General features: G+C 58.3%; 19 protein-coding genes and 1 pseudogene. 12 read left to right on the top strand and 8 right to left on the bottom strand.

Annotated elements, in window-relative coordinates; all coding sequences use genetic code 11:
* Positions 1-8: 8 nt before the first annotated feature.
* On the bottom strand, positions 9-1,034 hold the full coding sequence (locus ACP7BE_RS15930) for a DUF4917 family protein (protein WP_095001803.1): 1,026 nt from the start codon (positions 1,032-1,034) through the stop codon (positions 9-11).
* A gap of 137 nt (positions 1,035-1,171) precedes the next feature.
* Between ACP7BE_RS15930 and yiaY the strand changes: the two genes are divergently transcribed.
* Positions 1,172-2,320, top strand: coding sequence for an L-threonine dehydrogenase (yiaY, locus tag ACP7BE_RS15925; RefSeq protein ID WP_095001802.1), 1,149 nt, complete (start codon positions 1,172-1,174; stop codon positions 2,318-2,320).
* A 119-nt stretch (positions 2,321-2,439) separates the two neighbouring features.
* Here yiaY and ACP7BE_RS15920 read toward each other — a convergent pair whose 3' ends face one another.
* The gene (locus tag ACP7BE_RS15920) at positions 2,440-3,963 is read right to left on the bottom strand and encodes a fumarate hydratase (RefSeq protein WP_095001801.1); all 1,524 of its coding nucleotides are present in this window, start codon (positions 3,961-3,963) and stop codon (positions 2,440-2,442) included.
* A gap of 350 nt (positions 3,964-4,313) precedes the next feature.
* Here ACP7BE_RS15920 and ACP7BE_RS15915 point away from each other — a divergent pair, with 350 nt between their 5' ends.
* Positions 4,314-5,249 carry an iron-sulfur-binding ferredoxin reductase gene (locus tag ACP7BE_RS15915; RefSeq protein ID WP_095001800.1) on the top strand — a complete coding sequence of 312 codons (936 nt, stop codon included), beginning with the start codon at positions 4,314-4,316 and terminating at the stop codon, positions 5,247-5,249.
* A gap of 60 nt (positions 5,250-5,309) precedes the next feature.
* Here the strand turns inward: ACP7BE_RS15915 and pyk are convergent, their stop codons facing one another.
* Positions 5,310-6,761 carry a pyruvate kinase gene (pyk, locus tag ACP7BE_RS15910; RefSeq protein ID WP_088377893.1) on the bottom strand — a complete coding sequence of 484 codons (1,452 nt, stop codon included), beginning with the start codon at positions 6,759-6,761 and terminating at the stop codon, positions 5,310-5,312.
* A gap of 162 nt (positions 6,762-6,923) precedes the next feature.
* Between pyk and ACP7BE_RS15905 the strand changes: the two genes are divergently transcribed.
* From ACP7BE_RS15905 to sbcB, 3 genes are all read left to right on the top strand, one after another.
* Complete coding sequence (locus ACP7BE_RS15905) at positions 6,924-7,304, top strand: tetratricopeptide repeat protein (RefSeq protein ID WP_095001798.1); 381 nt, start codon at positions 6,924-6,926, stop codon at positions 7,302-7,304.
* Positions 7,305-7,543: 239 nt separating this feature from the next.
* Positions 7,544-7,903 carry a PilZ domain-containing protein gene (locus tag ACP7BE_RS15900; RefSeq protein ID WP_095001797.1) on the top strand — a complete coding sequence of 120 codons (360 nt, stop codon included), beginning with the start codon at positions 7,544-7,546 and terminating at the stop codon, positions 7,901-7,903.
* Positions 7,904-7,970: 67 nt separating this feature from the next.
* A complete protein-coding gene (gene sbcB, locus ACP7BE_RS15895; protein WP_095001796.1) occupies positions 7,971-9,422 on the top strand; it encodes an exodeoxyribonuclease I in 1,452 nt (483 codons plus the stop codon).
* A 76-nt stretch (positions 9,423-9,498) separates the two neighbouring features.
* Here the strand turns inward: sbcB and mvaT are convergent, their stop codons facing one another.
* Positions 9,499-9,876 (bottom strand): histone-like nucleoid-structuring protein MvaT, encoded by a 378-nt coding sequence (mvaT, locus tag ACP7BE_RS15890; RefSeq protein WP_048363549.1) that lies wholly within the window; start codon positions 9,874-9,876, stop codon positions 9,499-9,501.
* Between the two features lie 349 nt (positions 9,877-10,225).
* On the opposite strand from mvaT, the gene purU reads away from it, so the two are divergent.
* Positions 10,226-11,074, top strand: a complete 849-nt coding sequence (gene purU, locus ACP7BE_RS15885; protein WP_095001795.1) for a formyltetrahydrofolate deformylase — start codon at positions 10,226-10,228, stop codon at positions 11,072-11,074.
* 52 nt (positions 11,075-11,126) lie between these two features.
* Positions 11,127-11,306 (top strand): hypothetical protein, encoded by a 180-nt coding sequence (locus tag ACP7BE_RS15880; protein WP_095001794.1) that lies wholly within the window; start codon positions 11,127-11,129, stop codon positions 11,304-11,306.
* Here the strand turns inward: ACP7BE_RS15880 and ACP7BE_RS15875 are convergent.
* Both ACP7BE_RS15875 and ACP7BE_RS15870 read right to left on the bottom strand, forming a co-directional pair.
* A complete protein-coding gene (locus tag ACP7BE_RS15875; protein WP_370688598.1) occupies positions 11,303-12,067 on the bottom strand; it encodes a methyl-accepting chemotaxis protein in 765 nt (254 codons plus the stop codon). The genes ACP7BE_RS15880 and ACP7BE_RS15875 overlap by 4 nt on opposite strands.
* Positions 12,068-12,157: 90 nt before the next feature.
* A pseudogene (locus ACP7BE_RS15870) lies at positions 12,158-13,192 on the bottom strand (HAMP domain-containing protein); the annotation flags it as partial.
* A gap of 195 nt (positions 13,193-13,387) precedes the next feature.
* Between ACP7BE_RS15870 and ACP7BE_RS15865 the strand changes: the two are divergent.
* On the top strand, positions 13,388-14,872 hold the full coding sequence (locus tag ACP7BE_RS15865; protein WP_095022951.1) for a helicase HerA-like domain-containing protein: 1,485 nt from the start codon (positions 13,388-13,390) through the stop codon (positions 14,870-14,872).
* A 64-nt stretch (positions 14,873-14,936) separates the two neighbouring features.
* On the opposite strand, the gene ACP7BE_RS15860 is transcribed toward ACP7BE_RS15865, so the two are convergent.
* A complete protein-coding gene (locus tag ACP7BE_RS15860) occupies positions 14,937-15,395 on the bottom strand; it encodes a DUF721 domain-containing protein (RefSeq protein ID WP_095001791.1) in 459 nt (152 codons plus the stop codon).
* Positions 15,396-15,702: 307 nt separating this feature from the next.
* Here ACP7BE_RS15860 and secA point away from each other — a divergent pair, with 307 nt between their 5' ends.
* The 4 genes from secA to ACP7BE_RS15840 all read left to right on the top strand — a co-directional run bounded on the left by secA (position 15,703) and on the right by ACP7BE_RS15840 (position 21,464).
* Positions 15,703-18,456 (top strand): preprotein translocase subunit SecA, encoded by a 2,754-nt coding sequence (gene secA / locus ACP7BE_RS15855; protein ID WP_095001790.1) that lies wholly within the window; start codon positions 15,703-15,705, stop codon positions 18,454-18,456.
* 115 nt (positions 18,457-18,571) lie between these two features.
* Complete coding sequence (argJ, locus tag ACP7BE_RS15850) at positions 18,572-19,789, top strand: bifunctional glutamate N-acetyltransferase/amino-acid acetyltransferase ArgJ (protein WP_153399459.1); 1,218 nt, start codon at positions 18,572-18,574, stop codon at positions 19,787-19,789.
* Positions 19,790-19,890: 101 nt separating this feature from the next.
* Positions 19,891-20,523 carry a glutathione S-transferase gene (locus ACP7BE_RS15845; RefSeq protein ID WP_095001788.1) on the top strand — a complete coding sequence of 211 codons (633 nt, stop codon included), beginning with the start codon at positions 19,891-19,893 and terminating at the stop codon, positions 20,521-20,523.
* Positions 20,520-21,464 carry a Nudix family hydrolase gene (locus ACP7BE_RS15840; RefSeq protein WP_095001787.1) on the top strand — a complete coding sequence of 315 codons (945 nt, stop codon included), beginning with the start codon at positions 20,520-20,522 and terminating at the stop codon, positions 21,462-21,464. The genes ACP7BE_RS15845 and ACP7BE_RS15840 overlap by 4 nt, the downstream gene beginning before the upstream one ends.
* Before the next feature lie 159 nt (positions 21,465-21,623).
* Here ACP7BE_RS15840 and ACP7BE_RS15835 read toward each other — a convergent pair whose 3' ends face one another.
* On the bottom strand, positions 21,624-22,205 hold the full coding sequence (locus tag ACP7BE_RS15835; RefSeq protein WP_095001786.1) for a cob(I)yrinic acid a,c-diamide adenosyltransferase: 582 nt from the start codon (positions 22,203-22,205) through the stop codon (positions 21,624-21,626).

Here is a 22,205-nt window from a genome sequence, read left to right as displayed (position 1 = left end):
CTACAGGTTTACCGTTCCACAGGTACTGAGTGCCTGGTATCGCCCAACGGATGGGTTTTTGAATCAAAGAAGCGCAGTTCAAGCTTCTTGTCGGCAAACAACGCTGTGTAGTGGTTTTTCTGAAAGCGAATAAAGGCTTCGCTGCGCGGGTAAATCGAGATGCACAGGGTTTTCAGCGGTGCCTGGCGCAAGGCATCGATCAGGTGCTGGTCCTGCTCGCCCAGGCTGTGGCCGAAGATGCACAGCGCATCTTTCTGGGTCAGCAACTGCTCATGACAAAAAGACAGGTAATCGGACTGGCGAATGGATTTTCGCTTGTCTTCGCTGCCGGTTTCGCTGACAAACAGCGGTACGTCGTCCAGGGCGCTGATGGAGTGGTTGATCGCAAAGTTGCTTAGCAATGTGGGTTGGTTGGCTGCCAGCTTGCGCGCCTTGCCTTCCTGGTTTTTCACCAGGTGCAGCGCGCCGTGCAGGTACAGCACACGTGTAGTCCTGCTTTTGGCCAGTGCCGCGGCAGGCTCAAAGGTGGCCTGCGGGGTACCGAACAGGTCGTTGAAACCTTTGGGTGCGTGCATCACGGCCCAGGGTGCCAGCAGGTCATAGTTGGCGCAGTACACCGTGGCGTAGCGCGCCAGTTCTTCGTTCCAGCAGGCCAGGGTCTCAGGCTGCATCAGGCGCCAGGGGATGTGCACGTCCTGGGTACAGTTGATCAGGGCTTCCTTGATTGCGTAGTAGCGTTTGCGCGGCGAGGCCGAGTTGATGGCCAGTGCCTTGTTGACCTTGCTTGCGGTTTTCAGGGCGCTGAGCACATGTTCGAAATTGCGCGTGCAGAGGGCCTCGAACACGCTGAGTTCGGTCTGGCTCAGCGGCTTTTCGGCCACGCTTTTGGCTTTTTCAAACAGCGAGTCGTAATAGAAATCATGCCACACGGCCATGCTGGCGCCGTTGCCAATCAGCAGTCCGCTGCACGGGGTGCTGGTGCGTAACTGGTTCCAGTCTTCTAGTTGGGCATCAAATTCCTGGAAGGGGGTCATCGCAAATATCGTCTCAAGGCGTGGGCGGTAGCGGACTTTATCACGCTCAAGTGTTGAGCCAGATCAACATTGCTGCTTTGTGATTGGAGGAAGCTGTGGAGACCGAATTAGCCAATGACCCGCGAAGAGGACTCGACATGACCAGCACTTTCTTTATTCCTGCTGTAAACATTATGGGTAACGGTTGCCTGGATGAAGCCATGACTGCGATTCGCAATTATGGGTTTCGCAAGGCCTTGATTGTGACCGACGCGGGGTTGGCCAAGGCGGGGGTTGCGACGTTGATCGCCGAGAAGCTCGCGTTGCAGGATATTGATTCGGTGATTTTCGACGGCGCCAAGCCGAACCCGAGCATTGCCAACGTCGAGGCGGGCTTGAAGGTGCTCAAGGAGCATCAGTGCGACTTTATTGTGTCGCTGGGTGGCGGCTCGCCCCATGACTGCGCCAAGGGTATAGCGTTGTGTGCCACCAATGGCGGGCATATCCGTGATTACGAAGGTGTCGATCGCTCGGCCAAGCCGCAGTTGCCGCTGGTGTCGATCAATACCACGGCCGGCACGGCCAGTGAGATGACGCGGTTTTGTATCATCACCGACGAAGAGCGCCACGTGAAAATGGCCATTGTTGACCGCAACGTGACGCCGCTGCTGTCGGTTAACGACCCTGAGTTGATGGTGGCGATGCCCAAGGGCCTGACTGCCGCCACGGGCATGGACGCGTTGACCCACGCCATCGAGGCATATGTGTCCACGGCGGCCAATCCCATTACCGATGCCTGTGCAATCAAGGCGATGGAACTGATCAGCCAGAACCTGCGTCAGGCGGTAAGCGACGGCAAGAATCTGACGGCGCGGGAGAATATGGCTTACGCACAGTTCCTCGCGGGCATGGCCTTCAACAATGCCTCGCTGGGCTTTGTGCATGCGATGGCGCACCAGTTGGGCGGCTTCTATGATTTGCCCCACGGTGTATGCAACGCGGTGTTATTGCCCCATGTGCAGACGTTCAATGCCAGTGTGTGTGCAGCCCGCCTGACCGATGTGGCCCATGCACTGGGTGCCGATGTACGTGGCTTGAGCCCGGAAGAGGGCGCGCAAGCGGCCATTGCGGCGATTCGTACTCTGGCCAAGGATGTCGAGATTCCTGCCGGGCTGCGGGATTTGGGCGCCAAGCTGGATGACATCCCGATCCTGGCCACCAACGCCTTGAAAGATGCCTGTGGTTTTACCAATCCGCGCAAAGCCGATCAGGGGCAGATTGAAGAGATCTTCCGTAACGCGTTTTAACGGCTTGCCCTCACCCCAACCCTCTCCCTCCGGGAGAGGGCCAGGGTGAGGGGGCTTTTGGACAGGCATAAAAAAGGCCGGGTTAATAACCCGGCCTTTTTATTTCTGGCTAAAAGCGCTTATTGCACTTCTACAGCCAGGCTGTCGCTGATTTTCTTCTGCCAGATCGCCGGGCCGGTGATGTGCACCGACTCGCCTTTACTGTCGACTGCCACCGTAACCGGCATGTCTTTGACATCGAACTCGTAGATCGCTTCCATGCCCAGTTCGGCAAAGGCCACTACACGGGACTTTTTGATCGCCTGGGCGACCAGGTAAGCAGCACCGCCCACAGCCATCAGATACACGGCTTTGTGTTCCTTGATCGCTTCAATGGCGGTAGGGCCGCGCTCGGACTTGCCGATCATGCCCAGCAAGCCGGTCTGATCAAGGATCTGACGAGTGAACTTGTCCATTCGCGTAGCGGTGGTCGGGCCTGCAGGGCCAACCACTTCGTCACGCACCGGATCAACCGGGCCAACGTAGTAGATAAAGCGACCCTTGAGGTCTACCGGCAAGGTTTCACCCTTGTTCAGCATTTCGACCATGCGCTTGTGCGCCGCGTCGCGACCGGTGAGCATTTTGCCGTTGAGCAGGACGGTCTCGCCCGGCTTCCAGCTCTGTACGTCTTCCGGGGTCAGGGTGTCAAGGTTGACACGGCGGGCCGACGGGCCGGCTTCCCAGACGATTTCCGGGTAGGCGTCCAGCGGTGGCGCTTCGAGGGCTGCCGGGCCGGAGCCGTCCAGCACGAAGTGGGCGTGACGGGTGGCCGCGCAGTTCGGGATCATGCACACCGGCAGGGACGCTGCGTGGGTCGGGTAGTCCATGATTTTTACGTCGAGCACGGTAGTCAGGCCGCCCAGGCCCTGGGCGCCGATGCCCAGCTGGTTGACCTTCTCGAACAGCTCGATGCGCATCTCTTCGATACGGTTGCTCGGGCCACGCTTGATCAGGTCGTGAATGTCGATGGATTCCATCAACACTTCCTTGGCCATCACTGCGGCTTTTTCCGCGGTGCCGCCGATGCCGATACCCAGCATGCCCGGTGGGCACCAGCCCGCGCCCATGGTCGGAACGGTCTTGAGCACCCAGTCAACGATCGAGTCGGACGGGTTGAGCATGGCCATTTTCGACTTGTTCTCGGAACCGCCGCCCTTGGCTGCCACATCCACTTCCACGGTGTTGCCCGGAACGATGGAGTAGTGGATCACTGCAGGGGTGTTGTCCTTGGTGTTGCGACGGGCACCGGCCGGGTCGGCCAGGATCGAAGCACGCAGGACGTTTTCCGGCAGGTTGTAAGCGCGACGCACGCCTTCGTTGATCATGTCGTCCAGGCCCATGGTGGCACCATCCCAGCGCACGTCCATGCCGACGCGTACGAATACGGTGACGATGCCGGTGTCCTGGCAGATCGGACGGTGGCCGGTGGCACACATGCGCGAGTTGATCAGGATTTGCGCCATCGAGTCACGGGCCGCTGGCGATTCTTCGCGCAGGTAGGCTTCGTGCATGGCCTGGATGAAGTCCACGGGGTGGTAGTAGGAAATGAATTGCAGGGCGTCAGCAACGCTCTGAATCAGGTCGTCTTGCTTGATCACGGTCATGGGTCGCGCTCCTCTATAAGACGGGAACATACAATCAATAAGGTGTTTGCGACCTTGGTGCATCGGTCTGTCGAAAACATCTTTGCTTGGCATACCGGACACGCATGACCGGTACAAAAACGGCGCGGCAGTATAACCCGGTACTCTCACTGATACACCCGTAGAGGTGCAAACGAAAGTAGGGGGTGGACGAGGGGTGATAAGTTAAACTGTAAAACCACGAAATATATGAAGATCAACTGTGGGAGCGGGCTTGCTCGCGATTGCATCACCGCGGTCATTCAAAAAAACCGCGCCGCCTGCATCGAGAGCAATCCAGCTCCCACAGGCTTACCCTGCGGAGGCCAGCAGTGCCCCAGTTACACGTCGCTGACCAGCACTGGTCAGTTGCCCCGAACACCAACCTGCTCGATGCCTTGAATCAGGTTGGCGTGTCGGTGCCCTACAGTTGCCGGGCGGGCAGTTGCCATGCCTGCCTGGTGCGCTGCGTGCGTGGTGAGCCCGCCGATCTCAAGCCCGAGGCATTGAGTCGGGACCAGCATGAGCAGGGCTGGCGCCTTGCCTGTCAGTGTCAAATTGTCGAAGACCTGCAGATTGAAGCCTTTGACCCGCTGCGCGACGGTGTGCCGGCCCAAGTGGCAGGGCTCGACTGGCTCAGTCCGACGGTGTTGCGCTTGCGCCTCACGCCGCAGCGGGCTTTGCGTTATCGCGCAGGCCAGCATCTGGTGCTTTGGGCCGGCGATGTGGCGCGGCCGTATTCGTTGGCCAGCCTGCCCGAAGAAGACCGCTTTCTGGAGTTTCACCTCGATTGTGCGCACCCCGGTGAGTTTGTCGACGCGGCCCGCCAGTTCAAGGTCGGTGACGTTGTACGGCTGGGCGAGTTGCGCGGCGGCGCACTGCGTTATGATCCGGACTGGCAGGAGCAACCGCTCTGGCTGCTGGCATCCGGTACCGGCCTGGGGCCTTTGTATGGCGTATTGCGCGAGGCCTTGCGTCAGGATCATCAAGGCCCGATACGGCTGGTGCATGTGGCCCGCGACAAGGCTGAGCATTACCTCCAGAGCGAACTGCTGGCCCTGTCGGCGGCTTGTCCAGGGTTTGTGATCGAGTACCTTGAACGCCCTCAATTGCCCGACTACCTGTTACAGATGGGGGTTGTCTCGCGCCAGACCCGTGCCTTGGTCTGCGGTCACCCGGATACGGTCGATGCCTTTGCCAAACGTTTGTTTCTGGCGGGCTTGCCGCGTAATCAGCTGTTGGCCGATGCCTTTTTGACCCGCAGCTAGGCGCACAAAAAAGCCCCGCCTGATCACTCAGGCGGGGCTTGGGATTCAAACCTTGCAGGCTTAAACCATTTTGTCGCCGACATGCAGGATCTTCATGCCGTTAGTGCCGCCGATGGTGTGGTAGCTGTCGCCCTTGGTCAGGATGACCCAGTCGCCTTTTTCCACAACGCCACGCTTGAGCAGCTCGTCGATGGCAGCCTGGCTGACCTGTTCTGGCGGCAGCGATGCCGGGTCGAACGGTACGGTGTAGACGCCACGGAACATTGCCGCGCGCGCCTGGGTTTCACGGTGCGGGGAGTAGGCGTAGATCGGCACCGAGGAGCGGATGCGCGACATGATCAGCGGGGTGTAGCCGCTTTCAGTCAGGGCGATGATCGCTTTGACACCCGGGAAGTGGTTGGCGGTGTACATGGCCGCCAGCGCAATGCTCTGGTCGCAGCTTTCGAAGGTTTTACCGATACGGTGGCTGGACGTTTTGCTGGTCGGGTGCTTTTCAGCGCCGACACAGATGCGCGCCATAGCCTGCACGGCTTCCAGCGGGTAGGCGCCGGCAGCACTTTCAGCCGAGAGCATCACGGCGTCGGTGTAGTCGAGAACGGCGTTGGCAACGTCGGACACTTCGGCACGAGTTGGCATCGGGTTCTGGATCATCGACTCCATCATCTGGGTTGCCACGATCACCGCTTTATTGTGGCGACGTGCGTGCAGAATGATTTTCTTCTGGATGCCCACCAGCTCGGCATCGCCGATTTCAACACCGAGGTCGCCACGGGCAACCATCACCGCGTCGCTGGCCTTGATCAGGCCGTCGAGGGTTTCGTCATCGGCTACGGCTTCGGCGCGTTCAATCTTCGCTACCAGCCAGGCAGTACCGCCGGCTTCGTCGCGCAGTTGGCGGGCGTATTCCATGTCGGCAGCGTCACGTGGGAACGACACGGCCAGGTAGTCGACTTGCATTTCGGCAGCCAGCTTGATGTCGGCCTTGTCTTTTTCCGTCAGGGCCGGCGCGGTCAGGCCGCCACCGCGACGGTTGATGCCTTTGTGGTCGGACAGTGGGCCGCCGATCAGCACGGTGCAGTGCAGGGCGTCGTCGGTGGCAGTGTCTACACGCATCACCACACGGCCGTCATCGAGCAGCAGCTCGTCGCCGACGCCGCAGTCTTTAACCAGGTCCGGGTAGTCGATGCCGACCACTTGCTGGTTGCCTTCGGTCAACGGATGGCTGGTGGAGAAGGTGAATTGATCACCGATCTTCAGCTCGATCTTTTTGTTGGCAAATTTGGCGATACGAATTTTCGGGCCTTGCAGGTCACCCAGCAGGGCTACGAAACGACCGTGCTTGGCAGCGATGTCACGTACCAGCTTGGCGCGAGCCTTGTGCTCGTCGGGGGTGCCGTGGGAAAAGTTCAGACGGGCAACGTCCAGGCCAGCGAGGATCAGCTGTTCCAGCATTTCCGGTGAATTGCTGGCAGGGCCAAGTGTGGCAACAATTTTGGTTCGACGAACAGACATGCAAAGACTCCTGAGTTCAAGCGCTGCCAAAGGCTACTATGGTCTTTGGCTGTAGTCATTGTTCCTCTGCACTACTTTCTGCTTAAGTTGTGGTGCATCGGGTCTGTTGTCTGAAGAATCTGGCCGTGGGGTCGATACACTGTTATGAACAGGAGATGCCCCATGCGAATCGTGCTCGTTTTAATCTTGGTCGCCAGTGCGACCGGCTGTACCCGTTGGTCGATGAACCATCATTTGAACAATGCCTATCGTGCTTACGACCGGGGTAATTGTGAAACGGTAATGCTTGAGTTGTCCGAGGTTGATCGCGACAGTCGTAGTCGCCCGTACATTTGGCCACAAACAGCTATGCTCCGTGGACTGTGTCTTGAGCGTACGAAGTTTTACCTGGATGCGTCCCAGACCTACCAGTACATCATCAACGAATTTCCCAAGAGCGAGTACGCCTACCGGGCCAAGGCTCGGATCGAGACATTGCGCATTCTCAGGTTCATCCCGGGCCCCGGCACTACTGCCCAGGCAGTGCCTGTAAGCATTCCATGATGGGCGAAATTTAAACTGGTCATTTGTGCCCGGTTGGCTAATATCAAATTCGTTCGAGTGTTTTTTGTTTCTCTTGGTACTCAAACGGATTGATCGCTCTGTCGCTGCTTGATATGTCGAGCTTCAGGTGAAGATGGCGGGCAGATCTACACGTGACTGTTGGCCCGGATGTGGGGGACAGGGCGTTTCGAGACGCCAGCGCGGCCATGCTGAATGGCCTCTCTATAGTGAAGTTGAACATGGTTATCGAACGGCTTATCCAGCGGCACCAGCTGACGTTTTTCCTGAAAGTGTTCAATCGGTTCACTGACAAGCCTATTGGCTATCTGGGCAATGTGTCTGATGGCGGGTTGATGCTGATCAGCCAGTTACCGATGTTGGTCGACGCCAATTTCGAGTTTCGGATCAAGCTTCCCGGTGCCGATGGGGAGGTGCAGTTTATCGACCTGACAGCGCGTTGCCTGTGGTGCCGTGAGGATCTAACGCCGCATTATTACGATTCCGGGTTTATCCTGTATCAGCCACCTGCCGAGTACAGCGGTTTGATCAGTGCCTTGCAGCGCTACTTCAGCTTCCAGCCCCTGCAAGCCTCTGCATAGTCCCGGGGCTGGTCTTGCCCGGGTTTGAGCGCCTAGACTGTCCGGGTCTACTGCTCAGGAACACCCCGTGACCTCTATCTTCTGGTACGACTACGAAACCACCGGTATCAACCCGCGCTGCGACCGGGCGGTGCAAGTGGCCGGCATCCGCACCGACCTTGAACTCAACGAGATTGATCAGCCGGTCAACCTCTATTGTCAGCCAAGCGACGATATCCTCCCTCATCCCATGGCCTGCCTGATCACCGGCATCACGCCCGCTCGTCTCGAAGACAAGGGCCTGGGCGAAGCCGAGTTCATGACTCGCACCCATGCCCAGCTGGCACTGCCCGGCACTTGCGGGGCGGGCTACAACTCGTTGCGCTTTGATGATGAGGTAACGCGCTACAGTCTCTACCGAAACTTCTTCGACCCTTATGCACGTGAATGGCAGGGTGGCAACAGTCGCTGGGACCTCATTGATGTGGTGCGAACAGCCTATGCCCTGCGGCCTGAAGGCATCGTCTGGCCAGAGGAAGAGGGGCGGGTGACGCTCAAGCTTGAACGGTTGACGGCGGCTAACGGGATTGATCATGGCCAGGCCCACGATGCGTTGTCCGATGTACGGGCAACCATTGCGCTGGCCCGGCTGATTCGTGACAAACAACCCAAGTTATATGACTGGTTATTCCAGTTGCGCAGCAAACAACGTGTGCTTGATCAAATTCGGCTATTGCAGCCCATGCTGCATATCTCGGGGCGTTTTTCCGCGGCCAGACATTATGCCGGTGTGGTCTTGCCGCTGGGTTGGCACCCAAAGAATCGTAATGCTCTGATTGTCTACGACCTGCACTTAGACCCTCAGCCTTTACTGGAGATGGACGCCGCAGCGTTGCGCAAGATGCTCTATACCCGGCGTGAAGATTTACCCGACGGTCAATTACCCATTGGGCTAAAGCTGATTCAAGTTAATCGTTGCCCGGTGGTCGCCCCCTTGAATGTAGTGCGTGCTCAGGACCAACAGCGATTGCAACTGGACATGGACCTCTATCACGCGCGAGCCCGGAGCCTTGTTGAGGCTCAGCAAGTTTGGCAGGAAAAGTTGTCGGCCATTTATGCCCGCGAAGACTTTACCCCCAGTGAAGATCCGGAGCAGCAATTGTATGACGGGTTTATTGGCGATCGAGACCGTCGACTGTGTGAGCAGGTCAGGCACAGTGACCCGGAGCAATTGGCCAAAGATACATGGCCATTTGATGATGAGCGCTTGCCCGAATTATTGTTTCGATACCGCGCCCGAAACTTTCCTCATACCCTGAGTGAACAAGAACAGCAGCGTTGGCATATCTTCTGCCAGCAGCGTTTGTCGGATCCGGCCATGGGTGCGCCTTTGACCCTGGACAGCTTTATGCAGGCAGCAGATGAGCTGTCGCGCAGTGCCACGCCGGCCCAGCTAAAGCTTCTGGGCGAATGGCAGCGCTATGCCCAGGCATTGAGCCGGCGTGTCGGGTTGAGCCCGCCCGCCGAGAGTGCTGACTAAAACACAGGCAATAAAAAACGCCAGCATGCTGGCGTTTTTTATTGGCATCGCAAAATAGTTGCGGGCCCGGTGTCACTTAGTCGAGCAAAGTAGCCCAGCCTTCAACCACGTCGCCGCCCCACTTGGCTTTCCACTCTTTCAGAGTTTTGTGGTTGCCACCTTTGGTTTCAATCACTTCACCATTGTGTGGGTTTTTGTATTGTTTAACCTTACGGGCACGTTTGGTGCCGGTGGTTTTAACAACGCCGCGAGGTGCTTTGCTAACTTTGGATTCCGGATCCAGCAGAGCGATGATATCGCGTAGCGATTTTTGGTATTCGCCCATCAGCGTGCGCAGTTTGCCTTCAAATTCCAGCTCGGTTTGAAGTTTGTCGTCTTCGGACAGGTTCTTCAGGCGGGCTTGCAGTTCTTTGATGGCTTCTTCGGTTGCACGATATTCGTTGATCAAGGACATGAGGATAACCTTATGTTGAAAAGGATGTCAGGGAGACAGTGGCGCAATAGTAGTCAGACAGTTACTGCAAGTAAACATGAAAGGGCTATTTAATTTAAAATTTTATTCATTAACTTTGCCCTCGGGAATATGCGCGCTATTAAATACACCGCGCTACAGTGAGGTTAATATGGACGATCAATAACATCGGCAAGTGTCCGTCCATTGCAGTGCAGGCCACGTCGATGCTGGTGTGGCACCTTCGGTGCGCGACCCGATGGCGCAGGTGCCGAGCTGTAACGAATACTGCAGTTTTGCTGCGCACTCGCTAGAATGGCGGCCTTAGTAAAGTTTTTGGAGTTTTCCCCTCATGCGCACTTTTCGGTTGGTGATTGCCTGCCCCGACGGCGTCGGCATTGTCGCCAAGGTCAGCAATTTCCTTGCCTCCCACAATGGCTGGATCACTGAAGCAAGCCACCACTCGGACGACCAGAGCGGTTGGTTCTTTATGCGTCACGAGATCCGTGCCGATTCCCTGCCGTTCGGGCTGGAGGCGTTTCGTGAGGCATTTGCCCCGATCGCCGAAGAGTTCTCGATGGAGTGGCGCATTACCGATACGGCGCAGAAAAAACGCGTGGTATTGATGGCGAGCCGCGAATCCCACTGCCTGGCAGATCTGCTGCACCGCTGGCACAGCGATGAACTGGACTGCGATATTTCCTGCGTGATCTCCAACCACGATGACCTGCGCAGCATGGTCGAGTGGCATGGCATCCCGTTCTATCACGTACCGGTTGACCCGAAGAACAAGGAGCCGGCTTTCGCCGAAGTCTCGCGTCTGGTCAAGCACCATGCTGCCGAAGTGGTGGTACTGGCCCGTTACATGCAAATCCTGCCACCTGACCTGTGCAGCGAATATGCCGGCCAGGTCATCAATATCCACCACAGCTTCCTGCCGTCGTTTGTCGGCGCCAAGCCTTATCACCAGGCCTCGATGCGGGGCGTGAAGCTGATCGGTGCAACCTGCCATTATGTGACTGAAGAGCTGGATGCCGGTCCTATCATCGAGCAGGACGTGGTACGTGTCAGCCACAGTGACAGCATTGAGGATATGGTGCGTTTCGGCCGTGATGTCGAGAAAATGGTACTGGCCCGTGGCTTGCGTTATCACCTTGAAGATCGCGTGCTGGTGCATGGCAACAAGACTGTAGTGTTCTGATCGACACCGTGGGAGCGAGCCTGCTCGCGAAGGATTGCCGGCGGAGGATGTGATGAGCGATCCACTCGACAAGGCGACATCCAGTGCTCCACCGACCTTGGGTGAGGGCTGTCTGAGTCGCTATGACCCGGATGCCCTCAGCCCCGAGGACGGCACCGACTTCCCCGGTGCCGCCGAGCTTTGGGCGCAGGAGCTAGACGCTGCAGGCATGCAGCGTGTGCCTGAAGCCTAAATCCTGAAACTGCCCACCAGATGCTTCAGGCGGGCAGCCTGCTGTTCCAGATCGGAACACGCGCGAAGGGTTGATTGAAGGTTTTCGACGCCTTCCTGATTCAGCGTATTGATCTCGGTAATGTCCATATTGATCGACTCGACCACCGAGGTTTGTTCCTCGGTTGCCGTGGCGACAGACTGGTTCATGCCGTCGATTTCACCAATGCGTTCGGTCACGCTGATCAGGCGCTCGCCCGCGCGGTTGGCGATTTCCACGCTGTCCTGGCTGTGACGCTGGCTTTCTTCCATGGTGCTCACTGAGCCTCGGGCACTGATCTGCAATTCTTCGATCATTTTCTGCACTTGCTGCGCCGATTCCTGGGTGCGGTGTGCCAGGTTGCGCACTTCATCGGCGACCACGGCAAAGCCACGCCCGGCTTCGCCAGCACGAGCTGCTTCAATGGCGGCGTTAAGGGCCAGCAGGTTGGTTTGCTGGGAAATGCTGGTGATCACCTCCAGAATCTGACCGATATTCACCGTCTTGTCGTTAAGCGACTCGATATGACCGCTGGAGGTGCCAAGCATTTGCGACAGCTTCTGCATCGAGCTGATGCTGCGTTCGACCACTTCCTGGCCTTCTTCGGCAAGGCCGCGAGCATCGCTGGCCTGGTGCGAGGCCTGGGCGGCGTTACGGGCGATTTCTTGTGCCGCGGCGCCCAGTTCGTTGATGGCAGCGGCGACGCTACTGGTGCGGCTGGCCTGTTCGTCAGAGTTGAGCATCGATGAGTTGGAGGCGCTGACAACCCGCAGGACCACCTCGTTGACCTGGCCGGTGGCCGAGGCCACTTCGCTGATGGAAGCGTGAATGCGCTCGACAAAACGGTTGAATGCGCTGCCCAGGGTACCGAACTCATCCTGGGACTCCACCACCAGGCGGCGCGTCAGGTCGCCTTCGCCTTCGGCAATATTCTGCATGGCGCGGGTCATCACGTGCAGCGGTTGCATCAGCAGGCGAATCAACAGGCCGAGCAGGGCGATGATCGAAACCACGGCGATAACCGTGGCAATGATTGCCGAAGTACGGAACTCACTGAGCGCTGCGAAAGCCTGCTGCTTGTCAACCGACAGGCCGATGTACCAGTTGGCTGAGCCCAGCCCTTTGATCGGGGTGAAGCTTACGATCCGGGTTTTGCCATTGGCCTGGATCTCGCTGAACGCAGTGGTGATCGCGGGAGTGTCCTGCGGATAGATGTCCTTCAGGTTCCTGGTGGCCAGGCTCTTGTCCGGGTGCACCAGGATTTCGCCGTCGGCATTGATCAGAAAGGCGTAACCCATGCCGTTGAAATTCAGCGCGTTGATGCTGTCGGTGATGGCTTGCAGGGTCATGTCGGCGCCGACCACACCCAGGGTTTGAGAGCCCTTTTTTACCGGGGCCGCGATGGTAATGACCATCTGTCCGGTGGCAGCATCTATATAGGGTTTGGTCAGGCTGGAGCTGCTGCTGTTGAACGCATCCTTGTACCAGGGCCGGGTGCGCGGGTCGTAGCCGTCAGGCATCTTGCTGTCAGGGCGAATGGTAAATCCGCCTTGGCTGTCACCAAAATAAACCGACATAAAGGTACTGCTCAGGGTTTTTTGTTCCAGCAGGCTGGCCACCTGGGCAGGCTCTGGAGTCAGGGCGATGGATTCAGCGAGGTTTTGCGCCAGCAGGATCCGGCCACCGAGCCAGGTCTGAATGTTATTGGCCGTGACACTGCCCATCTCGTGCAGGTAGTTGTCCAGGTTGTTGCGGATGGCGTTGCGTTGCAAGTAGTCGTTATACAGCGTAAATAGCGAAAAGGCGGCTATTACGATCAGGGACGCGGCAAGCAGGATTTTATGACTGAAACGCAGGTTTTTATTCATGGCTTGAAGGGTCCGCTAAGGTCTAAAAGTGTGCGACATACACTCTGGTAAAACGCGCGCTCTACACAGCACTGCCTGAACAGGGCAAGTTGGCTGTTGATCAAGCCGCTTTACCACGCTAAATCCGGTTTTATGTGGTCTAGCATTCAGTGTGTATCGACCCGCGATCGCTAAAGATTAATCAAAGGTGGCAAAATGCCTGACTCTTCTGCTCTAGTAATCGGCGCTGACCTTTCGGCTCAGCCCATCGCGCAGTCCTTGCGCCTGGCCAATCGCCACGGTTTAGTGGCGGGAGCCACGGGCACGGGTAAAACCGTTACGCTTCAGCGGCTGGCTGAACAGTTCAGTGATGCCGGGGTGGCCGTCTTCGCCGCCGACATCAAGGGTGACTTGTGCGGCCTGGGTGCGGCCGGCAATCCCCAGGGCAAGATTGCCGAACGGATCGCGGGAATGCCCTGGCTCAATTACCAGCCCAAGGCCTATCCGGTTACTTTGTGGGATATCCAGGGCAAGACGGGTCACCCATTGCGCACGACCCTGAGTGACATGGGGCCGTTGCTGCTGGGCAGCCTGCTGGAGCTGACCGACAGCCAGCAGTCGGCCCTCTATGCCGCCTTCAAGGTGGCGGATCGGGAAGGGTTGTTGCTGCTTGACCTTAAAGACCTCAAGGCACTGCTCAATCACCTGCGTGACAACCCACAAGTGCTTGGCGATGACGCGGCCCTGATGACCACGGGCTCCAGCCAGGCGTTGTTGCGCCGTCTGGCAACCCTTGAGCAGCAGGGTGCAGAAGCCCTGTTTGGTGAGCCGGCACTGCAGCTCGACGATATTTTGCAGCCCGCCAGCGACGGGCGCGGGCAGATCCATCTGCTCGATGCCAGCCGCCTGGTGCATGAAGCGCCCAAGGTCTACGCAACGTTCCTGTTGTGGTTGCTGGCGGAGCTTTTCGAACAGTTGCCCGAGCGCGGCGATGCAGACAAGCCCTTACTGGCGCTGTTTTTCGACGAAGCGCACCTGTTGTTTGCCGGTACGCCAAAAGCATTGCAGGACCGGCTGGAACAAGTGGTCAGGTTGATTCGCTCCAAGGGTGTAGGGGTGTATTTCGTCACTCAATCACCGGCGGACTTGCCCGATACGGTGCTGGCACAGTTGGGGTTGCGTATCCAGCACGGGCTGCGGGCCTTTACGGCCAAAGAGCAGAAATCCCTGAAAGCTGTGGCAGACGGCTTTCGCCCCAATCCGGCATTCAGCGCGCTGGCCGTACTGACGGAGCTGGGCACGGGGGAGGCTCTGGTGGGCATGCTTGAGGAAAAAGGCACGCCGGCGATGGTTCAGCGGGTGCTGATTGCGCCACCGCAATCGCGTATAGGCCCGCTGACGGAGGCCGAAAGGGCTGCATTGATCAGCCGTTCAGCGCTGCAGGGGCGTTATGACAAGCCCGTTGATCGAGAGTCGGCTTATGAAATCCTCATGGCCCGCAAAGGCGTGGCACCGCAAGATCAGGCGCAGACACAGGCTGCACAGCACGAGCCGGGGTTTCTTGATCAGGCGGGAGACTTTTTGGGCACGACAGCAGGCAAGGCCTTGCAGTCGATGGCGCGTCAGGCGGCGGGTCAGATGGGCCGTCAGCTGGTGCGCGGGCTGTTGGGGTCGTTACTGGGTAACAGCAAGCGCAAATAATTAACAAGACTGCAACTGTGGGAGCGAGCAGGCTCGCTCCCACAATGGGGCTTGATCAGGAGGATCAGTCGGGTTTGGGTCGCGCGTGGCTGGCCAGGCGTTCAAGGGCCGCGCGCAAGGCCGGGTCGGTAATGCCATCGGCCGTTGCCTGGATGGTCTGGGCGGCATCGACGGACAAATCCAGCGTATGCCCCGCGACCTTGGCCTGTACCGTGGGCGGCTGCACCTTGAACAAAATGCGGGTCAGGCTGGCGAACTCGTCGAATGCCTGCAGTTGGCGCAGCAGGCGCTTTTGCTGATAGCGCAGGCGAGTGGCCCAATGGCCGTCGGTCACGATCAGCAACAAACTCCCTTCACGCCATGAGGCAACGTGACAATGCTCCCTCGCGGCGGGCTGAAGCTGGCTTTCAAGCAGGCGTTGCAGGTGTGCCAGGCGCTTGGCATGGCCGAAAATAGCTTTTAGGGGCTTGGCCTCGCGGAGCAGGACGGAGGGTGCCCGTGCTGGATGTGGGCGAAATGCCATGTTCAAACACCTGATAAAACAGAGCTGCAATCTTAGCAGATGCCTGCCTCTCACTGGTCCGGGCTAAGGTAAATCTGAATTTATTTATGAAATCAATGAGTAACTTCTTGTGCAAACGGGTTGAAGTTCAGCAAAAAGCCCTTATTTTAGGGAGGCCCCTTCACAACGCAGTACCAGTATCGTGGAATAACGCCACTTTCCTCACCGCCGTTTCCGGGTAGAATGCTCGTTCGCATGCGGCCATCAGGGCTGCTCGGGCGACTCTCGGGGCCGCCCTCCATCCCTATGTGTGGAAGATCCTGCCGATATGTTTGCGCCTTTGTTAAAGAAACTTTTTGGAAGCAAGAACGAGCGCGAAGTTAAACGCATGCTCAAGACAGTACAGGTCGTCAATTCCTTCGAAGAGCAGATGGTTGCCCTGACCGATGAGCAATTGCGCGCCAAGACCGAAGAGTTCAAGGCCCGCATAGCCAAAGGTGAGACCCTCGACCAACTGCTGCCAGAAGCCTTTGCGGTCTGCCGTGAAGCCGGCAAGCGTGTCATGGGCATGCGTCACTTCGATGTACAGCTGATCGGCGGCATGACCTTGCATGAAGGCATGATCGCAGAAATGCGTACGGGTGAAGGCAAGACCTTGGTAGCAACCCTGGGCGTTTACCTCAACGCATTGTCGGGCAAGGGCGTTCACGTGGTAACCGTGAACGACTACCTGGCTCGCCGGGATGCCAACTGGATGCGCCCGCTCTACGAGTTCCTGGGCCTGACGGTCGGTGTCGTGACACCGTTCCAGCCACCTCAGGAAAAGCGCGAAGCCTATGCTGCCGATATCACTTACGGCACCAACAACGAGTTCGGTTTCGATTACCTGCGTGACAACATGGCTTTCAGCATGGAAGAAAAATTCCAGCGCGAGCTTAATTTCGCCGTAATCGACGAAGTCGACTCCATCCTTATCGATGAAGCCCGTACTCCGCTGATCATCTCCGGTCAGGCTGAAGACAGCTCCAAGCTGTACATTGAAATCAACAAGCTGATCCCTCGCCTTGAGCAACACATCGAGGAAGTGGAAGGCGAAGTCACCAAGGCTGGCCATTTCACCATCGATGAAAAGACCCGCCAGGTTGAGCTGAACGAAGCCGGTCACCAGTTCGTTGAAGACATGCTGACCCAGATCGGCCTGCTCGCCGAAGGCGAAAGCCTGTACTCGGCGCACAACCTGGGCCTGTTGACCCACGTGTACGCTGCACTGCGCGCCCACAAGCTGTTCCATCGCAACGTTGAATACATCGTTGAAGACGGTCAGGTATTGCTGGTCGACGAACACACTGGGCGTACCATGCCGGGTCGTCGTCTGTCCGAAGGCCTGCACCAGGCGATCGAGGCGAAGGAAGGCCTGAATATCCAGGCAGAGAGCCAGACCCTGGCCTCGACCACCTTCCAGAACTACTTCCGCCTGTACAACAAGCTGTCGGGCATGACCGGTACAGCAGACACCGAAGCGTTTGAATTCCACCAGATCTACGGTCTGTCGGTAATGGTCATCCCGCCGAACAAGCCGCTGGCGCGTAAAGACTACAACGACCTGGTGTTCCTCACCGCGGACGAGAAGTACGCGGCAATCGTGGCCGACATCAAGGACTGCATGGCCAAGGGTCGTCCGGTGCTGGTGGGTACGGCAACCATCGAAACCTCCGAGCACATGTCCAACCTTCTGAAGAAGGAAGGCATCGAGCACAAGGTTCTGAACGCCAAGTTCCACGAAAAAGAAGCAGAAATCATTGCACAGGCCGGTCGTCCGGGCGCGTTGACCATTGCAACCAACATGGCCGGTCGTGGTACCGACATCCTGTTGGGCGGCAACTGGGAAGTGGAAGTAGCCTCCCTGGAAAACCCGACACCTGAGCAGATCGCGCAGATCAAGGCCGACTGGCAAAAACGTCACCAGCAGGTGCTGGAGTCGGGTGGCCTGCATGTGATCGCTTCCGAGCGTCACGAATCGCGCCGTATCGACAACCAGCTGCGTGGCCGTGCCGGCCGTCAGGGTGACACCGGTTCCAGCCGTTTCTACCTGTCGCTGGAAGACAGCCTGATGCGTATCTTCGCCTCTGATCGGGTGAAGAACTTCATGAAGGCCCTGGGCATGCAGTCCGGCGAAGCGATTGAGCACCGCATGGTGACCAACGCGATCGAGAAGGCCCAGCGCAAGGTTGAAGGTCGCAACTTCGATATCCGCAAGCAATTGCTGGAGTTCGATGACGTCAACAACGAACAGCGTAAAGTGATTTATCACATGCGTAACACGTTGCTGGCAGCCGACAACATCGGTGAGACCATCGCCGACTTCCGCAAGGATGTACTGGACAGCACCGTAAGCGCTCATATTCCGCCACAATCGTTGCCGGAACAGTGGGACGTCAAAGGTCTGGAAGCGGCCATCGAAAGCGGCTTCGGGGTGAAACTGCCGATCCAGCAATGGCTCGACGAAGATGATCACCTGTACGAAGAAACCCTGCGTGAGAAGCTGCTGGCTGAATTGATTGCAGCTTACAACGAGAAAGAAGAGCAGGCCGGTGCTGAAGCACTGCGCACGTTCGAGAAGCAGATTGTGCTGCGCGTTCTGGATGACCTGTGGAAAGACCACCTGTCGACCATGGACCACCTGCGCCACGGTATCCACTTGCGCGGTTATGCGCAGAAGAACCCGAAGCAGGAGTACAAGCGCGAGTCGTTCAACCTGTTCTCCGAGCTGCTTGATTCGATCAAACGCGACTCGATCCGTGTGTTGTCCCACGTACAGGTTCGTCGTGAAGACCCGGTCGAAGAGGAGGCGCGCCTGCGCCAGGAAGCTGAAGACCTGGCTTCGCGCATGCAGTTCCAGCATGCTGAAGCGCCGGGCCTTGACCAGCCGGAGGCAATGGCCCAGGTGCTGCAAGGTGCTGACGTCGAAGATGTTGTGGCGGCAACCGAGCCTGTTCGTAGCGAGCAGAAGCTGGGTCGCAACGAGCTGTGCCACTGCGGCTCGGGCAAGAAATACAAGCACTGTCACGGGCAAATCAACTAAAGCCCGCTTCACCTGCTGAAACACCTGCGCCGCGACCGGCATTAGCCGTCGCGGCGTTTTACCATTGAATTCCCGTCCTTTTGCGGCGGCGCACAGAACTTTTTAGGAGCGCGTCATGGCTGTTGGTCTTGGTCCTTTGCCTGTTTTGCACCCGGTGGCCGGTTTTGAACTGGGTATCGCTTCTGCCGGTATCAAGCGCGCAGGGCGCAAGGACGTGGTGGTTATGCGCTGCGCCGAAGGCTCCAGCGTGGCGGGTGTTTTCACCCTGAATGCGTTTTGCGCGGCCCCTGTGATTCTGGCCAAACAACGTGTGCAAGGCCCGGTTCGCTATTTGCTGACCAACACGGGCAATGCCAACGCCGGTACCGGTGAGCCGGGGCTGATCGCTGCAGCCCGGACCTGCGCCAGGCTGGCTGAACTGACCGGCGTTGATGCCAGTGCCGTGCTGCCGTATTCCACCGGGGTGATCGGCGAGCCGCTGCCTGTCGAGAAGATCGAAGGCGCATTGCAAGCCGCGCTGGACGATTTGTCCGAGAACAACTGGGCCGAGGCTGCAACCGGCATCATGACCACCGACACCCTGCCAAAGGGTGCCAGCCGTCAGTTCGAGCATGAAGGCGTAACCATCACCGTGACCGGTATCAGCAAGGGTGCGGGCATGATTCGTCCAAATATGGCCACCATGCTGGGCTACATCGCCACCGACGCCAAAGTTGCCCGCGACGTGTTGCAAAACCTGCTGCTCGACGGTGCGAACAAGTCGTTCAACCGCATCACTATCGATGGCGATACTTCGACCAACGACTGCTGCATGCTGATTGCCACCGGCAAGGCTGCCCTGCCTGAAATTACAGAAGCCAGCGGCCCGCTGTTTGCCGCGTTGAAACGGGCGGTGCTGGAAGTCTGCATGGAGGTGGCGCAGGCCATCGTGCGTGACGGTGAGGGTGCGACCAAGTTTGTCACCGTTGAAGTAAATGGCGGCGCCAATCACCAGGAGTGCCTGGACGTGGGGTACACCGTTGCACACTCGCCGCTGATCAAGACCGCGCTGTTTGCCTCGGACCCGAACTGGGGCCGCATTCTGGCTGCAGTGGGCCGCGCAGGCGTGCCGGATCTGGACGTCAGCAAGATTGACGTGTTCCTGGGTGAAGTGTGCATTGCCAGCGGCGGCGCCCGTTCGGCCACTTACACCGAAGAGCAGGGCTCGGCAGTGATGGCTCGCGAAGAAATCACCATCCGCATCGAATTGGGTCGTGGTACCTGCAGCGAGACTATCTGGACCACTGACCTGTCCCACGAATACGTGAAAATCAACGCCGAGTACCGTACCTAAGTCGTCTCGACATCACGGGGTTGTCAGCCGATCCTGCGCGGGCAGCACCGTGATGCCTTGAGGGCATCAGATTTACCCCCTAATTCTCAAGGTGTCTGTGTATGAGCTTCCACCTGATCATTGGCGACAAGTTGCACTCTTCGTGGTCCCTGCGTGGCGCGCTGGCGCTGGATCTGGCGGGTGCTGCCTACACCGAGACACTGATAAAACTGGGTCAGCCGGATACCCGGGCACTGATTCTGCAACACTCGGCAACGGGTAAAGTACCGTTGCTCAAGACCGAACATGGCACCATCGCTGACTCGCTGGCGATTGCCGAATATCTGAATGAGCGTTTCCCTGCGGCCCAGTTATGGCCTGCAGATATCAAGGCACGGGCCCAGGCCCGATCGGCTTGCGCGCAAATGCACAGCGGCTTTTTTGCGTTGCGGGGCAATCTGCCATTTGATTTGAGCCATGATCAGGCGCTGGTACCCATGCCGGCCGAGGCTCAGGCCGACATCGAGCGCATCATTGCCTTGTGGGCAGAGTGCCGTGCTGTGGCCAGCGAACGCGGGCCGTACCTGTTCGGGCGGTTGAGTGTGGCTGATGCGTTTTTCGCGCCGGTGGCTGTGCGCCTTCGCACTTATCGCGTGGAGCTGTCAGCAGAAGATCAAGCGTATATCGACGCCATTTATCAATGGCCTGCGTTCAAAGCCTGGCAACAGGCCGGATTAGAGGAAGTACAAGGGTGAAACGAGTTCATGTGGCTGCGGCCGTTATCCGGGGCACAGACGGCAGCATTCTGATCGCTCGTCGCGCTGACACTCAGCATCAGGGCGGTCTGTGGGAATTTCCCGGCGGCAAGGTCGAGGCCGGGGAATCGGTCGAAGCTGCACTGGCGCGCGAGCTGAAAGAAGAGTTGGGCATTACGGTCGAGGTGGCCCGGCCTCTGATCAAGGTTCAGCATGACTATCCGGATAAGCAGGTTCTGCTGGATGTATGGGAAGTTTCGGCGTTTTCCGGCGAACCTCATGGCGTAGAAGGTCAGCCACTGGCTTGGGTCAGTCAGCGCGAGTTGGTGGACTACAGGTTCCCTGACGCCAATCAGCCCATTGTGGCCGCTGCCCGCTTGCCCGATCAGTACCTGATTACGCCGGATGAGCTGGAGACCCCTGAGCTGTTGCGCGGTATCCAGAAGGCGATTGCAGGCGGGATCAGGCTGATTTCGTTGCGTGCCCCCAATGGGTACGACCCCAAGTACCGCGACCTGGCGGTGGACGCGACCGGCTTGTGTGCCGGCAAGGCGCAGTTGATGCTCAAGGGGCCGTTGGAGTGGTTGGGGGATTTTCCTTCGGCCGGCTGGCATCTGACGGCCGCGCAATTGCGCAAGTACGCCGCCAAGGGTCGGCCATTGCCAAAAGACCGCTGGCTGGCTGCTTCATGCCATAACGCCGAGGAGCTGGCGCTGGCTGAACAGATGGATGTGGACTTCGTGACCCTGTCGCCGGTGCTGGCGACGCAGACCCACCCTGATGCACAGCCACTGGGCTGGGAGCAGGCGCAGCAATTGATCGCCAATTTCAGCAGGCCGGTATTTTTGCTGGGTGGGCTCGGCCCGGATGATCGCCAGCAGGCGTGGCAGATCGGTGCCCAGGGTGTGGCGGGTATTCGGGCGTTCTGGCCGAACGTTTGATGTGATTCGGAGGCTGTTGCGGGTCCTGCGACGGCATGCACGTTCTGTTGGTTGTGGGAGCGAGCCTGCTCGCGAACGACCTTCGCGAGCAGGCTCGCTCCCACAGATTCAGTTTTTCCTGTAGTCGCTGACGAGTAGAGCGACTACAAATGAACGACATCAAGCCTTTGGTTTGGCTGCCGCCTGCCACAGGATCTCTGCAACCCCCTGGCGCTTGGCAATCAGGCGCGCGGCGACAAACAGCAAGTCAGACAAGCGATTGATATACGCCAGCCCCACACCTGCCAGTGGCTCCAGTGCATTGAGCTGCTGGCAGCGGCGTTCGGCACTACGTGCCAGGCTGCGGCAAACATGGGCCTGGGCTATCAGGCTCGAGCCGCCGGGCAGAATGAAGTTCTCCAGTGGCCCCAGCTCCTCATTCCAGCGATCGATCGCAGTTTCAAGCCGTTCAATCTCGGCGGCGTTAAGTGCCTGATATTCCGGCATCGCCAACTCACCCCCCAGGTCAAACAAACGGTGCTGACACGGCTCAAGCACCTCGATCAGCTCGTTGAGCCCCGGCTGGCTGGCACTGTGCTCGATGAGCCCGGCCAGGAGCAGGCCGACCTGGCTGTTAAGCGTATCGACTTCGCCGATGGCTTCTATGCGCGGGTGATCCTTGGGCACACGGCGACCGTCGCCAAGCCCTGTTTCGCCCTTGTCGCCGGTGCGGGTATAAATTTTCGATAAGCGAAAGCCCAT

Source organism: Pseudomonas sp. TWR1-1-3 (assembly GCF_049896805.1).
GTDB lineage: Bacteria > Pseudomonadota > Gammaproteobacteria > Pseudomonadales > Pseudomonadaceae > Aquipseudomonas > Aquipseudomonas bubulae.
Note: the sequence above shows the minus strand (reverse complement) of the source record. Positions and strands in the feature narration are given on the sequence as shown.